The sequence below is a fragment of the Emticicia fontis genome (assembly GCF_054779675.1).
On record NZ_BAAGXU010000019.1, the window covers coordinates 1 to 18,189 of the forward strand.

Genomic DNA, 18,189 nt, shown 5'->3' on the forward strand with positions numbered 1-18,189 from the left:
TACAGACTTACTCAAATCTATGCTTAACGATACCTACCCCACAGCTTTTATACTTGATCCTCGAAATGCCCCAATTGCTGTAGATCCTTATATTGTTGTTCTGTTAGTAATTCAATGCCCATTTCAGCAGCCATATTAATGGCACTATCAGCTGGCTTGTATTCTTTACGGGCATTCAGGGCTTGGTGGTCGTAACAAATACTTCTGCGACCTTTTGGGCTTTCTGCTGAGCAATCGCAAAATAAATACTCATTGGTCTTTTCATCAAATCCAACCACGTCAGGTTCACCTCCTGTCATTTCCATTTCATTAAGTGACCATAATTTATCTGTATTGCTTTCAATTCTTGATTGTATAGCCGACCATTCGATATTCTTATGTCTGCCAATGTTTTTCTCAAAGCGAGTCCTTAGTGTTTTAATTAGTTCACTTTGCTCTTGAATTGATAATTGGGATTTATTATTCTTCATGATTCTACGTTTTGTTTTTATTTGTGGAATTATTATTAGTGTTATGCGATAACTTTTCTATCTGCTGGTCTAAAATACCAAGACACAATTGTCAGAACAATAAGTAAAGTAGGACCAAATAGTTCTTTAAGTTCGTCTCCCATAACTATATGAGAAATTATAGCGCCGGTCATAGTAATAAAGAATCCCGCATATGCCCATTCTTTTACTAAAGGAAATTTAGGAACAAGTATCGCAATAACTCCAAGCATTTTCCACACGCCAATAATTGTGAGGAAATATATTGGATAACCCAGGTGAGTCATCATATCAACTTCTTCTTTTAAGTGTATCAATTGTACGACTCCACTAGATACCATTCCTAATGAAAGCCATATAGTGGCAATCCAGTAAATTATTTTATTGGTCTTTGTCATGGTAGTAAAATCTTTGTTTTGACTTTATAAATCTCTTGGGTGATTTAAATGTGTATTTGTATTATTTCGTTTATCCTGATATGAGCAAACCGTGATGTATAAACTTTAAAAACGGGATAATCTTTATAAATAGATAAACTCTTTACAATTAATCGTCCAAACCTTTTCCAATTAGAATTTTTTCAATATATTTCTCAACTCTCGCTTCTCTGGTTTTAGATTGTTTAGCTTGCGAAAAATGAAAAATATAGGCTCTTTGCCTCCCAGGTGTTAAGGTTTCAAAAGCAGTTTTTAACGCAGGCATTCCGTTTAATTTTCTTTGAAATTCTTCTGGGACTATAAAATCTTCTGTTTTCTTCAGTGTAACTTTTAACCCTGCTTTTTCTATCTCAATTGCTTCAAATATATAAGCTTTCAGGGTAGACTTCATTTCAATGATTTCTCCTAAACTAGTAAATCTGATTTGCCTTCCAGCCTGTACATTTTCTGTTTGCTGAATTAAAATACCATGAGAGTCATTTAATAAAGCGCCTTTAAAAAACAATAAGGCACAGTATTCTTTAAAACCATGCATCAGAACAATATTGGTTCGCTGATAAGTGTAGCAGGGTTCTCCCCATTTCAATTCCTCATTCAGCCCGCATTCCAAAACTATTAATCGCAACGCTTCAAATTCTTTTTTCCATTTAGAATCTTTATTGAAATAGAAATCAACTTTTGGATTTGTCATGATTTATTATTTTAGCTGACTAACGACACTTTCTAATCTATTATGAGCCATATTAATTCCTTGAGCGAATGGTAATTTTAAAACCTGGTCTCTGACGGCAACTGATTTGTAAACTATGTGCATGGTTAACTTACTGGTTTCTTCACTTAGTTTTTCAAATTCCAGAAATTCAAGCTGTGCATCAAATGGCGCATTGACCATTTCAAACGTTCTGGTAATTTTCTGATTAGGCAGGAAGTCATGAATTACACCATTTGCTCCAAATAACATATTTCCATTCTGATCAGTTGTTTCAAATTGCCAGCTACCATGCTTTTTGTTTTCAAGTTTCACAACTTTCGTTCCCATCCACTGCTCAATAATTTCAGGGTCTTCATAAGCTTTAAAAAGTAATTCTAAAGGCAAATCAAACTCTCTGGTTATGATTAGGTCTTGCTTATCATCTTCGGCGTGGACCTTTGTCTTTCTTTCCATGTCTTTTTATTTTTTTGATTGATAATTTTTCATGACTGCTTCTAATTTGTTAAAGCGTTCATCCCACATCTGACGGAATGGTGCGATAAAGTCTGCTACCTCTTTCATTTTTTTTGCATTGATGTTATAGTATACTTCTCTACCAGTTTGTTTTTGCTCAAGCAATTCGCACTCGGTAAGTATTTGTAAATGCTTTGAAACTGTTGGTCTCGCAGTATCAAAATTTGCTGCAATAGCCCCGGCCGTCATAGATTGTGAAGCCACTAGAAGCAAAATTGCTCTTCTGGTTGGGTCTGCAATGGCTTGAAAAACATCTCTTCTTAAATTCATTATGTAGTTATTTGGCTACAAATATATGTGTAGTTATTTGGCTACGCAAATTGATATTATTATTTTTTTGTTAAACACTGATATATTTTGTAGCCGCATTATTGAATCCCAAAAAAAGAAAGAAAAAGTATTTTGATAGCTTAACACCTGGATAAGTTAAGCAATTAAAAAGGCTAATATTTGGAATAATCTTATGCCTTGCGTAGTTTTGCATTTGCAAATGGCGATGTGGTGGAATTGGTAGACACGCTACTTTGAGGGGGTAGTGGGCGTTAGCCTGTGCGAGTTCGAATCTCGCCATCGTCACAATTAAGATTTAAGTTTAAGTTGAACATTTGTTATTAGATACCTGTTTGTCAATGACTTACAGGTATTTTTTTTTGCTTTTCTACTATACTCTACTTATATTTACCTACGTTTTACTGAAATATTACTGAAACATTTTAGCCTTTCATTACTTCAACAACTTCGTTATGGCAATTATCAAAGTAACGCACAAATTCGTTATGGCAATTATCAAAGTAACGCACAAACAGTTCTTAAATAGACATATTGCTTTTTTCAAGTTTGGTAACTCTATAAGTATATGGGTTAGAATCCCATTGACAAGGATGTGTATTCGCTTTAAGTACACCAAAGGCAGGAAAGCTTTATAGATAGTCTTTATGATTAAAACTCCAAAATGATATAGAGATGAGGTTATTAATTGATACAGATGCCAAGACTATTGAGGTCATAGGTACAGTAGATGTAACTGCATTAGGAGACTATTTACACAAGATAGGAATCAATCAAACCTACACTATCATATCAGGACTAATCAATCATGGTGCTTATATCCTAGATGCTTCTTTGAGTCCTTTAAAGTTATATATTATGTGTCAAAGCATGAATGGTCTGCATTTTTGCAATCCACTGGCGAGGTCATTGAATGAGGGGAGGGGGAGGTAAATCTTCAAGCCTCCATTCTTAGCAACCGCATCGGCAGACACGCGTATCTCTTGTCAAAATTCAGCGTTAGGGGGGGTGTTATGATTTTGGTTAAAAAAAATCCGGGAAAAAATTTTGAGAAAAAGGCAGAAAGAAACTCGGAGCCTAATCGGTGGGTGTATGATAATAAGCTTTGGCGGGGTAAGGATGGCGTGAGGTTGCAGCGCTTGATGATTGAGCCCTTTTGCCGTAACTGTGCAGCACCTGGGCAAATGGTTGACCATATAAAACCTGTCAACGAAGGCGGAGAGCCTTTTGATATTGAAAACACACAGACACTATGCAATAGTTGTCATGCCAGAAAATCAGCTATAGAAGGATATAAAAGATAATATTATGGGAACCGCTGGGCGTCCTGCCAAACCCTCAGAATTGAAAGTACTCCAAGGCACTGCAAGAGCAGATAGAATGCCGAAAAATCCTATCAAGTCGCAAAGGCTATTGAAGCGACCAAATAAAATTCCAGATACAGTAATCACTGAGGTTGGAAAGAAAAAGTTTAAAGAGATTTGTGATATTCTACTTTTTGAAGGCCGCTTATTTATTCCAGATCTGGAATTGATTGAGCGCTATGCTGGCGCTTATGAGATGTACCATAAGGCCAAATTTAAACTGGAGGGCAATGATTATCCATTCGAAAATATGGTGATTGAGCAAACAAATCAAGCTGGGAGTTCATATGAAACACTTACGCAATGGAAGAAAGTGTATGACCAAGAGGAAAAAAAGCTTTCAGTTTTAGCAAATGACCTTGGTTTGACACCTAAAAGCCGGGCTACTACTGGCAATGGAAATTCAGGAAATCCTTTAAGAAGTTTGATGGATGCACGTAAAAACAAAGAATGAGTTAGATACAGCATTCAAGTATGCTCAGGATGTACAGGACGGAAAGATTGAGGCCTGTAAGTGGGTGAAACTTGCCGTCAAAAGGTTTTATGATGATCTAGAAAAGGGTGAAGCGCGAAACCTCTGGTTTGATTATGATAGAGCTCAGGCAGATTTGTCGTTTTATGATTTTGTCAATATCAAGCAATTTGAACAGGTAAAAGATAGGAAAGGTAATATTGTTACCCGGTCGAAATATGATCCGTTTATATTGCAGCCTTGGCAATCATTTATCAAGGCCAATCTTTATGGATTTATGCAGGGTGACGTCAGGCGTTTTACTGAAAGTTGTGTTTGCGTATCAAGAAAAAATGGCAAAAGCACAGATGCGGCTAGTTTTGGGTTAAAGGCCCTGATGTTTGATGATGAGGTCGAAAGTAATGTTTTTTGTGCAGCCACTAAAAAAGACCAGGCAAGAATTGTATTTGATGAGGCAAAGAAAATTATCCGAATAAGCCCTAACCTGAGAGAGTTTTTCAGTAAGGACGATTTAACAAAGGATGCCATCGCTTTTCAGGAAACGGACTCGAAGTTTCAGCCCATGAGCTCAGATGCCAATACCCTTGATGGTTTGAATCCTCACGCTACTATTCTGGATGAAACACATGAATATAAGAATTCGGGGCTTTATGACATATTTGTAAGTGCGATGGGTTCCCGTTTACAACCTATTTTGTATCAAATCAGTACAGCCGGGTTTCATAAAGATTATTGGTTTTATGAGTATTTGATGAATTTGCTACAAATACTTGAGGGTAAATACTTAAACGATAACGTTTTTGTCATTTACTACACACTTGATAATGCCGATGAAATATATGACCCCACAAAATGGATCAAAGCAAATCCGAACCTTGGGGTAAGCGTCTTAGAAAAGTATTTGCGGGACCAAGTGAATCAGATGATTCAGATTCCCGGCCGGCGTACTGGGGTACTGACTAAGAACTTCAATATGTTTGTTGACAGCTCTGAGACCTGGATAGCATCAGAGCTTTGGGAAGAATTGACGCACGTTGATAGATTGAATGAGGTTGGCATAAAAAAAGTTTGGGGCGGTATTGACGGAGCAAGCAGTCGGGATATATATGCTTTCTCGCTCCTTTTTCATCTGGTAGATGATACGTATTTTATCAAGCATAAATTTTTCATTGCAGAACAGCAACTCAACAGACTTCCTATCGAAACCAAAGGGCTTTTTGAGCAATGGATAAGAGATGGATGGCTGACAACCACAGAAGGAAAAACGATTGACACTGAGCACGTAGAGTTAGAAATAGCAAAATCGTATAAAGAGTATAGTGAATATTTCGCATTTATAGGTTACGATCCGTATCGTTTGACAGACACAGTTAAGCGACTCAATGCAGAATTGCCCGAAGAGTATATTTTTGACGAAAAGAAAGGTGATTATGTGTTGATGGAGAGGTTACAGCCAGTAAATCAAAATCTTTTGAATATGTCTGCCCCATCAGCGCATTTTCAACATTTGATTGAAAATAAACAGATGTTTCATGATGGAAGCCCGGTTATGAGTTGGATGATGGGTAATGTGGAACTGATATTTGATTCTAACTTGAACTTCAAGCCAGACCGGAAGAACGCGAAGAAGAAAATTGATGGAGTAATGAGTACTTTAGACGCCATTAAATTGAAGTTGGCCTATACTGAGGTTGATGAGGAAGACGATAAAATTGTGACTGTTCCTAAAAAGAAAAAATAACAATGGTTATTCGGCCAAACACTATCTTTTTTAATATTTTCGACTCGGTGCAAAGTAAGTATGCGAGCCGGAGAGATGCTTATCAGGAAGCCGAAAGGCTTTTTGGTGAAAAGTGTTTGAAAGGGTTTGGTGTAGCTTTTCGAAAGTTCGATTCTTATGAAAGCTTTTTGAATGCTTATAACAGGGAAACCAGCAAAGTTATCACCAACAAACATTCAAGCACCTCTAATTCCCTTGATTACACCAAGCTATAAATACTCAATCCGGTTTCACGAGAGCGCCTGATTGTGGATTTACATTTTTCTATATCTTTGAGTCTTGTATAAAGATATTTGGCATCAATAAAGGATAAGCCTGAATTCATAGAAAGTTGAGCGACAATTTTTATATCACCCTTTTCCATTTCTCTCATTGAATTATGAAGAGCTGTAAGTTTTTCGACTGAATCGCCACCAACTAATTTTCGCACTTCAATAAAAGCATTGAATAATTTTGCCCGATTTTTATATTCTTCAGGCAAAACCGCTTCTTCTCTCAAAAGTTCAAGTCCGGCTTTCATAATTTCAATAGTTTTTTCTTGAACAAATATAACAAAAAACTGTGCATTTGTTTAGGGGTGCTGCCAATTTCTTATCCGAATTTTATAGCCAAAAGGGAGAAATGGGGCTAAAGAGTCAAATACGTAATTGGTTAGGTCTTGAAATCAAGCATACTCAGATAGAAAAACGCTCTGCTTCACTGAGTGATGGCGAAGGATTTCTGAAAATGCTTGGTATTGACCCTATCAATGTCACAGTAACTCCCGAAACTGCCCTTGGTTTGTCTGCTTTGTATCGTTGTGTGTGGCTCATCGCTTCTTCTATTGCTGTTGCGCCTAAGAAAATTTTCAAGGAAGAGCTAAACGGAGATACAAACGTAGACAAAAATCACCCGCTTTATACCTTATTCTATTTGAGGCCCAATCGACACCAGAGTTCTTTCGTTTTCTGGCTCACAGCCTGGACACACGTATTGATATACGGCAACTGTGTGATTGAAATGGTGGCCGGGCAATATGGCAGACCTAAAGAGTTGAAAATCTTATTGCCTTGGGAGTTCTCTTTTATGGAAACTGCAAGTGGCGAAATGCAAATATTGAAAAACACAGGTAAAATCCTGATAGAAGAGGATTTTATTCACTTGCAGGATTTGTCACTTGATGGGAAAATAGGTAAAAGCCGGGTAGGCTTGATCAGGAATAGCCTAAAAACGCAGATGCGGGCAGAGGCTTTCCTTGATAAGTACTATGAAAAAGGAACTTTCACTAATGGGTACCTGCAGGCAGATAAAAAACTGACTCAGGCAGATATGGAAGAAGCTTCGAATGCGTGGGATGATAATTTCGGAGGAATTGGGAATAATTTCAGAACTCCAGTACTGTCTTTTGGTACTAAATACGAATCAATCGCAAAATCGAACGTAGAAAGTCAGTTAATGGAGTTTTTAAATGCAGCTCCTACTAAAATATACCAGGTGTACGGTGTACCACCCCATCTGGCCAGTGATACCACCAAAAGTACAAGTTTTGGTAAAGGTATTGAGGATTTAATGATTCAGTTCTGTCAGTTTACGCTATTGCCACTCACTGTGCAGGCAGAGCAAGAGATCAACTACAAGGCATTCCGGACAAATGAAATAGGCACTTGGTATGTGAAGCACAATTTAGATGTGCTGTTGCGTGCGGACTTCAAGAGTAGAATGGAAGGTTTTGCTCAGGCAATTCAAAACGGGGTCATGTCGCCAAACGATGCTCGCAAACTCAATGACATGAATCAGTATACCGGTGGTGAAACTTATATGGTCAATGGTAATATGCAACGAGTGGAAGATGTGGCAAGTGGTAACTCAATCATGAATAAAAACAATGAAAACTCTGGACAAGGAAAATAGATTTTTTGACGGAAGTGAATTCCGGATAGTGAAAGAAGGTGACAAAACCTATCTGGAAGGGTATGGTATAGTTTTCAATTCTGATAGCCGATTGCTTTACGGTTTTTTCAAAGAACGCATTTTGCCCGAGGCTGTAGTTGGTGCGGATATGAGCCGCATGGTTTCTAAGTTCAATCATGACATTAATCAGGTTTTAGGCACTACTTGGGCTGGCACATTGACTTACACCACTGATGCCAGAGGGGTAAAATATAAAGTGGAACTGCCTGATACGCAAGTTGGGAGAGATGTAGCTGTTTTAGCAGAAAGAGGCGACTTACGTGCAAGCTCTTTCGAATTCAGAACAGAAGAAGATCAGTGGTTTACTGAGACTCATGAAGGAAAAGAAATTGATGTAAGAGTAATTAAGAAATTTTCTGCTATCAGGGACCTTTCGCCCGTCATTGACGAAGCCTATGAAGGTACTCAGGGACTTGGGTTGACCAAACGAGATTACGAAGAGTGTAGAGGAATGCCCGAACCTCCTACGCCACCAGAAAAAGACGGGTATTTAAAATTATTGTGCAATGTATAAGCTCTAAATAAATTACAATGAAAAGAACACTTAAAGAAGCCAGAGACTATTTTAACAGTTTGTTGGAGGCGAGAAACAATGCTAAAAAGAAAGCTCAGACAGAGGGCTTTGATAAGTTGACACCTGAGGAACGTGTGCATATTACCAAATATGACGATGAACACCTCGACGTTTTAGAAGAAATTCGCGCTCTCTCGCCTGATCCGACTAATCTCAACCTGAACAATGGCGTTCTAGGCAATCGCGATTTTTCAGAAGGTGATATGAGAAATTTTGGCAGATTCCGACTAACGCGCGCCTTACGGTCATTGTCGGACGGAAAACCGTTTGAAGGGATTGAAAAGGAAGTTCATGAAGAAGGTGAACGTCAGGCAAAAGACCAAGGAGTATCAGTGAGCGGCTCAGGTTTTGTAATGCCTGATTTATCGGAGTTACGTGCTGGACAGTCGGCAACCGGGCAGACATCAGCTGCAGGCGATCAGGGAGGTATTACAGTTCCTACTGTTCTTGGAGGTTTGATCGAGCAATTCTGGTCAAGATCAGTATTGCCATCTTTAGGCGTTACTCGTTTGACTGGATTGCAAGGAAATTTGAAATTCCCAGTACAAACAACAAAGCTAAGCGTTTCGGAACTGACGGAAATTGAAGCTTTGACAGATACTGAAATCTTGTTTGACGATATAGATATGGCTCCTAAACGCAGGGGTGTCACCGTGCCTTATTCAAAACAATTACTTCTACAAACATCGCTTTCTGTAGAGTCTTTCTTGCGCGAACAGTTTTTGAAAGCTTTTGGCGCAAAGGCAGATGTAGAGACAATTGCAAAGATTTTAGCTACTGTTGGCATCGGTGCAGTTGTAGGTGGTACCAATGGCGCGGCTCCTACATGGAACCACATTGTGGCTCTGGAAACTGCTGTGGCTGCTAATGATGCCGATCAGGGGTCATTAGGATACTTGACCAATACAAAAGTGAGAGGCAAACTGAAAACCACTGAAAAATATACAGGCACAAATGGTGCTTCTGTTTGGACTGATGGCAATGCGCCTTTGAATGGTTATCCAGCGTTGGTTTCAAATTATGTCCCTTCAAATCTAACAAAAGGAACGGCCAATGCTATTGCTTCTGCTATTATATTCGGAAACTTCCAGGATGTATTTATTGGTCAATGGGGTGTGATTGATTTTGTAGTTGATCCTTACACGCTGGCTAAAAAGGCTCAGGTACAAGTTACTGCCAATACCTTCTATGATATTGCAGTGGCCCGTGCAGTTTCTTTCTCAGCTATGAAAGACGCTTTAACCGCCTAATACTACCGATATATTGTAAAATGCCTCTTTCGAAAGATAGAGGCATTTTTTGTTTCGAAAAACTGTGCATTTGTTTAGGGCTACTCTAAAGCCCTATTCTGAAATTTATGCAATCATTCAAAACCCAAAATATCAGTTTATGTCAAAAGTACTTTGGTTGAAATCTCATCCGCTGAGCGGCTGCCATGTGGGAGAGATAGAAAATATTCAAGATGAAAAACGTGAAGCAACTTTGAAAAAAGGTGGTTTTGTACGTGACATCACAAAAGAAGAGGAAAACGCTCTGAGTAAGGAACAAACTGAAAAAGCAACCGGCAAGTAATGAAAAGAGCTTTTATATCTTCTTCTGCTACCTCTTCAATAGTGCCAACACTATTGCCTTATGCTACCCTGGACGAATGGTCGCGAGGCTATGGCACTACTGAAGAACATTCCCGTTTAGGACTGTTAGTAGAAGAGATACGGGCAAAAGTTGAAAACGAGTCTGGTTTGAGGATTGGATCAAGAACATTTACTGTAAAAACTGATCATTTTCCTCATAATGAGGTTTTCGATATATACCCGGTGACAGCTGTAACTAAAGTGGAATGCTGGAATGAAGAAACGGAAGATTATGAAGAATTAGCTGCTGATCAATACCAACTTGAGCACAAAGACGAGAAAATGAGTGTAGTCCTGTTTTCCGGTCAATTGCCCCAACTACCTTGCAAAGAAACGGCTGTTCAGATTACCGTTACAGCCGGGTGTGCGGATTGGGACAAAGTGCCGGCAATGGCCAAAGGCGCTATCCGGACTTATGTAGAAACCTATTTTCGAGATAAAATGCCGTCCGAGGTAAAAAGTGCAACAGAAGCAATTGACAGAAGCATCAATAGTTTGAGATTATGGCTTTGAGGGTTCGCTTAGATAGGAAAATTGAAGTACTGGCTTCTTCTACCATCATCGAAAATGGCGAATCTGTCACTACTTATACGCACCTTTTTTATACCTGGGCCGAACGAAAGGATTTGACAGATAAGCAAGGAGAAGAGGTAGAAGCCATGACGGTTAGTAGCAATACATATACTAACTGGATTATCGCGTATCCTCCGGATAATTTGATGCCTGACACAAAAATGAAGGTAAAAGAGCTGGCTACCAATGCTGAATATGACATTGAAAATATATCTGAGCCGGAGAAAAGTGTAAAAGAGTATCTGGTGCTAAGGTGCAAGCAAAAACAACAAAGATAGCCATGAAAATTTTAGCTATAAAAAATACAAGTACTCACTGCAAAGGGGTTGTTTACGATTTGTCTGACGAAGAGGCAAAAGTCTTGATTGATAGTAAATTGGCGATTGTATACGTAGAGCCAAAAGTTAAAAAAGCTAGAAGCTGATGTCTGGCTTTGGGTTCAATATAGGAGTAGATGGGGGCGATTCTCTTGATGCGCTCGCAGTGCAATTGAGAAATATCCCTAATCATTTGACTCCTGAAATACACCTGAAGGCTTTGACTAAGGCTGCACAACCTTTGAAAGTACGAATGGATTTGCTTGCACCTGAAGATACTGGATTGATGGCAGAAGACTTAAGGATAGCCAGAACAAAGTTCAAGAAATTCGGATCACATGAGGTGATTGTTGGGTACAGAAAGCTTAGAGGAAGACATGGGTATATTGCCCATTTTCCAGAATATGGAACTGAGAATCAGCCTGCCAAACCTTTTATGAGGCCCGCAGATGAGCAGACTAAAGGAGAGCAAGAAAGAATTTATCTGGACGAACTACAAAAAGAGGTTGATAAAAGGCTAAATGGGTTATGATTGAAGATGCATTGAGAAATAAACTATTGTCTAATTCTGCACTTTCTGCATTGATTGGAGATAGAATATATGTCCTTCAAGCTCCACAAGGTGTGCAAGGTAATTATGTAGTTTATCTGATAGTTTCTGAGCAAGGTGTTTATACTGCTACCGATCATTGCGACGAAATTATTATTCAATATAGCTGTTTTGCTGAGAAATACGCTGATGCCCGTTTGATGGCAAAAACAATCAGGGCCGAACTTGATAATTTTTACGGAGAACTGGAAGGCTTGTTTGTAGTATCTATCCGGTTCGATGGCAGGGGGGCAAATGAAAGAGAAAAAGATAGCCGCAAGGCTCATGTATCATACGATTTCAGGATTATTTTAAATAAATCATAGATATGGCAAAAGAAAAAATGCTTGGCAAAGAGGTCAGGCTATACTTAGGTACAATACTAGTTGGTTGCGCTAGAAAAATCAGCGTTGAAAGAACTGCTGCCGAACTAGAGACTAATTGCCAGGGCAGTGGTGATGAAATGACGTTTAAGCCGGGCAAAAAATCTACCAAATTTTCACTGGAAGGGCTGGCTAAAGTCTACGACAACACAGAAGAAACTACCAATGTTTCGGTGGTTGATCTTTTTACTGCGATAAACAATGATACAGAAGTGACTATCAATTATACATCGGAAACGGTTGGAGAACCTAAGTATACCATCGTGGGATATTTGACTTCTGTCAAAGAAGATGCAAGCGACACAGAACTTGCAACTTATTCTGCCTCTGGTCGTGGTAACTCGTTTACTTTAGGAGTAAAAGCAGCTTAACAATTATAAAATCATGACAAAAAGTAAAAACTCTATTACAATCAACATCGGAGGTGCTGATCGTAAGTTGACATTTGGAATGTTGACACAAGAACTCTATTTAGAAGAAATCGCTAAAAAAAGAAAGGATAAAAACTTCAATGAAGCTAATCCGGTGACACTTATTGTCCTCCTTTTCTATTGTGGAATGGTGATAGGCGACGGAGATAATAAATCGCTACCCAAAGACTTCAGTACTAAAGTTGTTGCTGGATGGATAGACGATTGTGAAGATGAGGAAGGCATAGAAAATGCGAAGCAACTGGCATTGACTGCTATGGGGTTTATTTCATTGGCAGAAAATTCTCAATTAAGTCGTCAAGTGGAACAAGCGCAAGCGATGGGAATAGATCTGAAGGAGAAGTTCAAGAAACAATTCGAAACTTCGATAGAGTCTTAGAACAGGCTGCCGAAATAGGCCTCGACATTAGTTCAGAGAGTTTCTGGTATATGCGTCCAGATAATTACCTGAGAATGGTTGAGGCTTATTATTATAATGAGCAAAAAGCATGGCTGCCCTGGAGAAAACTCTATACGATCCTAACAAACATCGGTGCAGAGGAGGGAGACTACATTAAAGAAACTGACTTATTCTGGCTTCACTTCATTGACGAAGCAGAAAAGCCAAGGACTAAGCCAAAATTAGCGTACATGCCATTGACTAAAGAAGAGATTCTGCAAATGAAAATTGCCGACGGTAAAATAAAAAATTAATGGCCAATATTCGATTAACAGCAAACGAGACACGATTTGTCAATTCAATGAACAATGCCGCAGGGTCAGTTGGTCGTTTGTCTGCTGAATTGAATATCCGTCTGGCTCGTGCGATGCGTGAGGCTGACAATATCGCACGAAACTTTCAACAAGGTATCGGTAGATTGGGGGATAGAATTGCGTCGGTTGGTAAAAGCCTTTCTACTTATCTGACTGCCCCTATCATTGCTTTGGGCGTTGCCGCGGGTGCGGTTTATGGTGATATTGATCAGTTGAAGCGAGGTCTTGATGTTTATGGCATTTCTTTAAATGAAATAAAGAAAACTGCTAAACTGCCCGGGTTAGGTTTAGAAGAGGCTGCAAAATCTACTATCACTTTCGCATCCGTGAAATTTGCGGCTGACTTGAGTTCAAAAGCTGTGAGGGAGTTTGGAAACGCCCTTGTGTATTCAGGAAGAGGAAAAGAAGAGCTGGCCGGCATAGCAACGGCCTTTGCGCAAATGAAGGGAAAGGGGAATGTAATGGCTCAAGAGGTCAATCAAATAGCCGAACGCCTGCCTATGATCCGGGACTTGATGCAAAAGGCCTTTGGTACTTCTGACACTGAGGTGATTCAAAAGAAAGGCATAAAGGCTGATAAGTTTCTGGAAGAAATTGTAAAGCAACTAGAAAAGCTACCCAGAGTTAGCGGTGGTTTCAAGGTTGCGATGGAAAACATTGGCGATTCTCTAAAAATCGGTGCCTACGAAATGATGAATGCCGCAGATAAAGCATTTGGGTTGACTACCATGTTCAATAAGGTATCAGAGTGGATTGATGGTATAGTAGAGACATTCAAACAACTTTCTCCTGAAGCACAAAGAATCATTTTTGTTATTGTAGGAATTACCGCAGCTATTGGCCCCCTTCTGGTGGTGATAGGTGTTTTTACCTCTTCTGTAATTCCTGCTCTGCTTACAGGATGGAGTAAAGTAAGGCTATTACTGACTTCCATCAATATTCCACTCCTAATCGCGATTGCCGCATTTGCCTTTGCCACAAGACAGATCATTCAGCACTGGGACTCAATAAAGGCTTATTTGGATAAAACCGGAATTCTGGACACAGCTATTGAAATTATCAATTATGGACTTGCCTTGATAGGTGACTTGGTGATGGTATTCGTCAACTTCTTTACCGGTGATTGGTCAAGTATGTGGGAGAATATCAAGAACATAGCCAAGCGAGCCTGGAACGGTATTATAACGGTTATTGCCGAAAGTGTAAAACTCACAGTAAAATTATTCAGAGGAGCGGTAGGGTTCTTTGGGTTTGATGGCATGGCCAAGGGTGCAGATTCTACGATTGCCTATATTGATGCTGTCACCTCTTCTATCAAGGCTACAGTGCCGGAGTCTATTTTTACACTGAGCAAATTAGGCGCAGCATTAAATGCTTTGACAAAGCCGCCTAAGACGACGGGCGGAGGGGGAGGAGGTGGTATTCCAGCACCTGAAGGATTAAAGGGTTTAAATATCAATGAATTAAAATTTATAGGTGACTTAGATTTAAAGGTAAAAGAATATGGTACTAGGGTATTAAACACTATTCATACTGTTGCTGTATCAATTCAAACTGGGTTTAGAGAGTTTGGACTAAGTTCTTTTGCTGCTAACAAGTTTTCAAATCAAATAACAGAAACTTGGAATAAAGTTGGAATGGATTTTACGAAGGCTGGAGATAACCTAAAGAAAAAATACGATGCCTTAGTTGAAAAGTTAAAAATGGGTCCGGCTGAATTACTCAAACAATCGTCAAAAGGCTTGAATATTTTAGTCACAAACTCCAAGACACAACTTGACCAGCTAAATGATCAGTTTGATCAAATGTTTACAGAATTGCAGACTAATTTATTGACTAATGTAGGGTCTGGGTTCGGAGAGGCATTAGGTAAGGCATTGACTGGCGGCGGGTTTGACATGAGTAATATCTTTAAAAGTATCCTAATGACCATCGGGGATTTTATGATTCAGTTGGGACAGCAAATGTTAAAGATGGGGAGTTTAATAGAAGTAGCTAAAAAACTTTTCGGTACAACGCCAGGTATTGGCGCGGCCATAGCCGTAATTGCTGGTGGTGGATTATTGAAAGGGCTAGCCGGAGGTATGGGCAACAAAACCCCAAAATTCGCCAATGGTGGCTTGGTTTACGGCCCTACGATGGGATTGATGGGAGAGTATCCGGGAGCTAGAAATAACCCTGAAGTAATTGCGCCCCTCTCAAAACTGAAAGATTTGATAGGCAGCGGTGGCGGTGGAAATATAGTAGCCGGAGAAATAAGGCTAGAAGGCGAAGCAATAATAATACCACTGAACAGATACTTAAAAAGAAACGGCTTGCCGACTCTAGGATAATGGCATTTGCAACTAAATACAGGGTAAGTTTTAAGACTTTAGAAGGTCCTTCAAAAGTTCCTGCTATTTATACATTGGTATTCAAGAAAGATGGTTATGCAGGTATTATTACTGATTTACCAGACATGGGAGCCGGGAATGTTACTGCTAAAATTAATAATTCTCAAGATGAGTATATAGGGATAAGAGATAAAACGCTATCTATTGATATACTCACAAGTTCCGATTTGTCAGAATTATTAGTAGCAAACCCTAAAGAATGGCTGGTTGAAATTGAAAAAACAGTAGGCCCAGCAACCACTTTAGATTTCAGAGGTTATTTACAGGTATCAAAAGACTCTACCCCTTACCAGGATGGCCGTATAAACTATAAATTACAAGCCTGTGATGGTCTGGATTTTTTAAAGAATATTGATTTTGTTGATGATTCAAGTGTTTATTATACAGGATTGTCGTCGATTTTTGATATTATTCGATTGTGCTTGATTAAGGTGGGAACATCTTTAAATCTAAACACAATCAATAACATATTCAATATAGATGATGATAAAAGCGATTCTTCAGATAGTTTAAGGCAGAGGTATATTGATTTGGATTTATTCAGGGGTGAGAATGAGCCGCTTGATACGTATAAGGTATTAGGTGACATTCTCAAAACTGAAAGAATGCGGTTGTTTCAAGAGGATGGTGAATGGTGGCTTGTGTATGTGCCTGAACTATCCGACGGACAAGCAAAATCAAGAAAATACTATTTAAATGATGGCGCGCAGATTAGCTATGGCGATTTAGACCTTTCGGTTAATGCCATACATAATTCAGTGAATTATCAGCCACTTTCCGGCGGAAGTGTTTCTAATTTATCTCCTATCAAATACGCAAAGATTACACATAAGCTTGGCAAATGGAAGAATAAGCTTATTAATAATGATTTTAGGACTTGGAATGGAAGCTCTTTTGATGGGTGGGAAGCCTTTGGGGGTGCAACTATCGGGCGGACAGGTGATGGAACATCCGGGAATCCATTTGGAGTTTTAATTCCTGGTTATTATGTGTCGCCAACGGTTAAAGGTATTGCTCAGACCGTTACAATATTCAATGCAGGAGATCCTCTTTTGAATCTTGAAAAAAATATAGTTTTCTCTGGCAGTGCTTACACACGAGACATTGAAACGATTTCAGTTGCGTGCTATGTAAGGATAATTACATTTGACTATGGCGCATTTGTCTTTGGACTAAACGAAGATGGAGAGTGGGAGCGAAATAAGGGAAGTATAATAATTAAAAACTCTGATGTAAACGGGCACTCAAAAAAAACGCCTGTAACATGGGATGTAACCAGTAAAAATGTTGCTGATTTACAGGTTATTTCTGTTGTAGATGGGACCATCTTTAACTGGAAAGGCAATTTACAGAAAGTTGAAATAATTGTTCAATTAGCTGAAGGGAAAACACAGCTCAATCCTTACCCTGGAGAAACTCAAGATTCGGCCGTCTGGTTCAAAAACCTCACGCTAGGCTGGATAAATGCCGATACCAATCTCAACTTAAAGGAGATATATTACAAAGCTACTCAAGCTGCATATAGCCCTAATAATGAAGAGTTAGACGCAATTTATGGAGATTATACCGATGGGGGTAACTTGTCGGCTTTAAGGAATAATGCCGGGTTTGTTACAAAATCATGGATAAGCCCTACTGAAACAACAGGAAGGAATTTTCATTCTATTGGTGCGCAGGATATTTTATATACCCAATCAAAAACACAGAAAGTTTATGATGGCGATATATGGGGACTGTTGAAATACCGGCATATTGTTGATATGAGAGGCTTTGTAAATAAGGGATATATCGTTTCTTATTCTTATAACTATGCACAATCAATAGCTAGTGTCAGAATAATAGAGTTTCAGGATTCAGTCAGTGTAATACGTAAAAAAACAGGAGTCCTCACTGATGGCACGGAGATCAATATGGTTGACGAAACTGTGCCCTCGCCTGGCGTAGGAAACGGGACGGGAGGAAGTTTTATCAAAAACCTCTTCGACTGGGTTAAAAAACTTATCAATGGTGTAGTAGTAGATGATGAAGAGGGGAATATCGGGATATTGAATTGGAGTAATCTGGTAAATGGTCAAATTCATGATATGGGTTCAGTTGTCCGGCAAGATGGTAAATTAAGGGTTGGGAAAGACGACGATAGTATTGAAATCGGCAAAAGTGATTCAATCACTAAAGTAGTGGGTGATTTTGTCTTGCAAAATATCAACAATGCAAAAGCTTTCTTCAGTCTTGATTTTTTGCAAACAAATAAAAATTACACATTCAAATTGCCGGATGCTAACCCGGACGGCATTACAGTGCTGAACGACTGGAATTATTTGGTGAATGTACCCACTTTTTTTTTTACACAGGATACCGCGGCTAATACGTGGATTATTCCACATAATAAAGGCCAGAAGTGCATGTGCCAGACTTTTGATGAAACAGGCAAACAGATTTTTGGCTCAATCATGCAAATCAACGATAACGAATTACAAGTAACATTTAATAGTTCTGAAACCGGATACGCTCTATTGATGGGCATTAAAAATATATAAAAAT

Annotated in this window: 24 protein-coding genes and 1 tRNA gene; 19 read left to right on the top strand and 6 right to left on the bottom strand. The window is 39.1% G+C overall.

Annotated features, from left to right (window positions below):
• Window positions 1-47 precede the first annotated feature (47 nt).
• From ACYVFA_RS10995 to ACYVFA_RS11015, 5 genes are all read right to left on the bottom strand, one after another.
• Complete coding sequence (locus tag ACYVFA_RS10995; RefSeq protein WP_460471866.1) at window positions 48-470, bottom strand: DUF4256 domain-containing protein; 423 nt, start codon at window positions 468-470, stop codon at window positions 48-50.
• 41 nt (window positions 471-511) lie between these two features.
• Entirely contained in the window at window positions 512-886 is a 375-nt protein-coding gene (locus ACYVFA_RS11000) for a DoxX family protein (protein ID WP_460471867.1), read from the bottom strand.
• A gap of 148 nt (window positions 887-1,034) precedes the next feature.
• Window positions 1,035-1,616, bottom strand: coding sequence for a YdeI/OmpD-associated family protein (locus ACYVFA_RS11005; protein WP_460471868.1), 582 nt, complete (start codon window positions 1,614-1,616; stop codon window positions 1,035-1,037).
• 6 nt (window positions 1,617-1,622) lie between these two features.
• Window positions 1,623-2,090, bottom strand: a complete 468-nt coding sequence (locus ACYVFA_RS11010; protein ID WP_460471869.1) for an SRPBCC family protein — start codon at window positions 2,088-2,090, stop codon at window positions 1,623-1,625.
• A gap of 6 nt (window positions 2,091-2,096) precedes the next feature.
• A complete protein-coding gene (locus ACYVFA_RS11015; protein WP_460471870.1) occupies window positions 2,097-2,420 on the bottom strand; it encodes an ArsR/SmtB family transcription factor in 324 nt (107 codons plus the stop codon).
• Between the two features lie 222 nt (window positions 2,421-2,642).
• On the opposite strand from ACYVFA_RS11015, the gene ACYVFA_RS11020 reads away from it, so the two are divergent.
• The 5 genes from ACYVFA_RS11020 to ACYVFA_RS11040 all read left to right on the top strand — a co-directional run bounded on the left by ACYVFA_RS11020 (window position 2,643) and on the right by ACYVFA_RS11040 (window position 6,015).
• A tRNA-Leu gene (locus ACYVFA_RS11020) sits at window positions 2,643-2,726 on the top strand.
• 387 nt (window positions 2,727-3,113) lie between these two features.
• On the top strand, window positions 3,114-3,371 hold the full coding sequence (locus ACYVFA_RS11025) for a hypothetical protein (protein ID WP_460471871.1): 258 nt from the start codon (window positions 3,114-3,116) through the stop codon (window positions 3,369-3,371).
• A gap of 80 nt (window positions 3,372-3,451) precedes the next feature.
• Window positions 3,452-3,742: an HNH endonuclease signature motif containing protein gene (locus ACYVFA_RS11030; protein ID WP_460471872.1), complete on the top strand. Its 291-nt coding sequence runs from the start codon at window positions 3,452-3,454 to the stop codon at window positions 3,740-3,742.
• 4 nt (window positions 3,743-3,746) lie between these two features.
• Window positions 3,747-4,256, top strand: coding sequence for a P27 family phage terminase small subunit (locus ACYVFA_RS11035; RefSeq protein WP_460471873.1), 510 nt, complete (start codon window positions 3,747-3,749; stop codon window positions 4,254-4,256).
• Window positions 4,234-6,015, top strand: a complete 1,782-nt coding sequence (locus tag ACYVFA_RS11040; RefSeq protein WP_460471874.1) for a terminase large subunit — start codon at window positions 4,234-4,236, stop codon at window positions 6,013-6,015. The genes ACYVFA_RS11035 and ACYVFA_RS11040 overlap by 23 nt, the downstream gene beginning before the upstream one ends.
• A 238-nt stretch (window positions 6,016-6,253) precedes the next feature.
• Here the strand turns inward: ACYVFA_RS11040 and ACYVFA_RS11045 are convergent, their stop codons facing one another.
• Entirely contained in the window at window positions 6,254-6,574 is a 321-nt protein-coding gene (locus tag ACYVFA_RS11045; protein ID WP_460471875.1) for a hypothetical protein, read from the bottom strand.
• A 101-nt stretch (window positions 6,575-6,675) separates the two neighbouring features.
• On the opposite strand from ACYVFA_RS11045, the gene ACYVFA_RS11050 reads away from it, so the two are divergent.
• From ACYVFA_RS11050 to ACYVFA_RS11115, 14 genes are all read left to right on the top strand, one after another.
• Window positions 6,676-7,944, top strand: coding sequence for a phage portal protein (locus ACYVFA_RS11050; RefSeq protein ID WP_460471876.1), 1,269 nt, complete (start codon window positions 6,676-6,678; stop codon window positions 7,942-7,944).
• Window positions 7,919-8,518 (top strand): HK97 family phage prohead protease, encoded by a 600-nt coding sequence (locus tag ACYVFA_RS11055; protein ID WP_460471877.1) that lies wholly within the window; start codon window positions 7,919-7,921, stop codon window positions 8,516-8,518. The genes ACYVFA_RS11050 and ACYVFA_RS11055 overlap by 26 nt, the downstream gene beginning before the upstream one ends.
• Before the next feature lie 17 nt (window positions 8,519-8,535).
• Window positions 8,536-9,828, top strand: a complete 1,293-nt coding sequence (locus ACYVFA_RS11060) for a phage major capsid protein (RefSeq protein WP_460471878.1) — start codon at window positions 8,536-8,538, stop codon at window positions 9,826-9,828.
• A 139-nt stretch (window positions 9,829-9,967) separates the two neighbouring features.
• Window positions 9,968-10,150: a hypothetical protein gene (locus ACYVFA_RS11065; RefSeq protein WP_460471879.1), complete on the top strand. Its 183-nt coding sequence runs from the start codon at window positions 9,968-9,970 to the stop codon at window positions 10,148-10,150.
• Complete coding sequence (locus ACYVFA_RS11070; protein ID WP_460471880.1) at window positions 10,150-10,722, top strand: head-tail connector protein; 573 nt, start codon at window positions 10,150-10,152, stop codon at window positions 10,720-10,722. Before ACYVFA_RS11065 ends, ACYVFA_RS11070 begins: the two co-directional genes overlap by 1 nt.
• Window positions 10,713-11,060: a phage head closure protein gene (locus ACYVFA_RS11075; RefSeq protein ID WP_460471881.1), complete on the top strand. Its 348-nt coding sequence runs from the start codon at window positions 10,713-10,715 to the stop codon at window positions 11,058-11,060. The genes ACYVFA_RS11070 and ACYVFA_RS11075 overlap by 10 nt, the downstream gene beginning before the upstream one ends.
• Before the next feature lie 2 nt (window positions 11,061-11,062).
• A complete protein-coding gene (locus ACYVFA_RS11080; protein ID WP_460471882.1) occupies window positions 11,063-11,206 on the top strand; it encodes a hypothetical protein in 144 nt (47 codons plus the stop codon).
• The gene (locus ACYVFA_RS11085; protein ID WP_460471883.1) at window positions 11,206-11,631 is read left to right on the top strand and encodes an HK97-gp10 family putative phage morphogenesis protein; all 426 of its coding nucleotides are present in this window, start codon (window positions 11,206-11,208) and stop codon (window positions 11,629-11,631) included. Before ACYVFA_RS11080 ends, ACYVFA_RS11085 begins: the two co-directional genes overlap by 1 nt.
• A complete protein-coding gene (locus ACYVFA_RS11090; RefSeq protein ID WP_460471884.1) occupies window positions 11,628-12,014 on the top strand; it encodes a DUF3168 domain-containing protein in 387 nt (128 codons plus the stop codon). The genes ACYVFA_RS11085 and ACYVFA_RS11090 overlap by 4 nt, the downstream gene beginning before the upstream one ends.
• A gap of 17 nt (window positions 12,015-12,031) precedes the next feature.
• Window positions 12,032-12,442, top strand: coding sequence for a hypothetical protein (locus ACYVFA_RS11095; protein WP_460471885.1), 411 nt, complete (start codon window positions 12,032-12,034; stop codon window positions 12,440-12,442).
• Between the two features lie 13 nt (window positions 12,443-12,455).
• Complete coding sequence (locus ACYVFA_RS11100; protein WP_460471886.1) at window positions 12,456-12,881, top strand: hypothetical protein; 426 nt, start codon at window positions 12,456-12,458, stop codon at window positions 12,879-12,881.
• Between the two features lie 50 nt (window positions 12,882-12,931).
• Window positions 12,932-13,195: a hypothetical protein gene (locus ACYVFA_RS11105; protein WP_460471887.1), complete on the top strand. Its 264-nt coding sequence runs from the start codon at window positions 12,932-12,934 to the stop codon at window positions 13,193-13,195.
• Window positions 13,195-15,588, top strand: coding sequence for a tape measure protein (locus ACYVFA_RS11110; RefSeq protein ID WP_460471888.1), 2,394 nt, complete (start codon window positions 13,195-13,197; stop codon window positions 15,586-15,588). The genes ACYVFA_RS11105 and ACYVFA_RS11110 overlap by 1 nt, the downstream gene beginning before the upstream one ends.
• Window positions 15,588-18,185 (top strand): hypothetical protein, encoded by a 2,598-nt coding sequence (locus tag ACYVFA_RS11115; RefSeq protein WP_460471889.1) that lies wholly within the window; start codon window positions 15,588-15,590, stop codon window positions 18,183-18,185. The genes ACYVFA_RS11110 and ACYVFA_RS11115 overlap by 1 nt, the downstream gene beginning before the upstream one ends.
• Window positions 18,186-18,189: the final 4 nt, after the last annotated feature.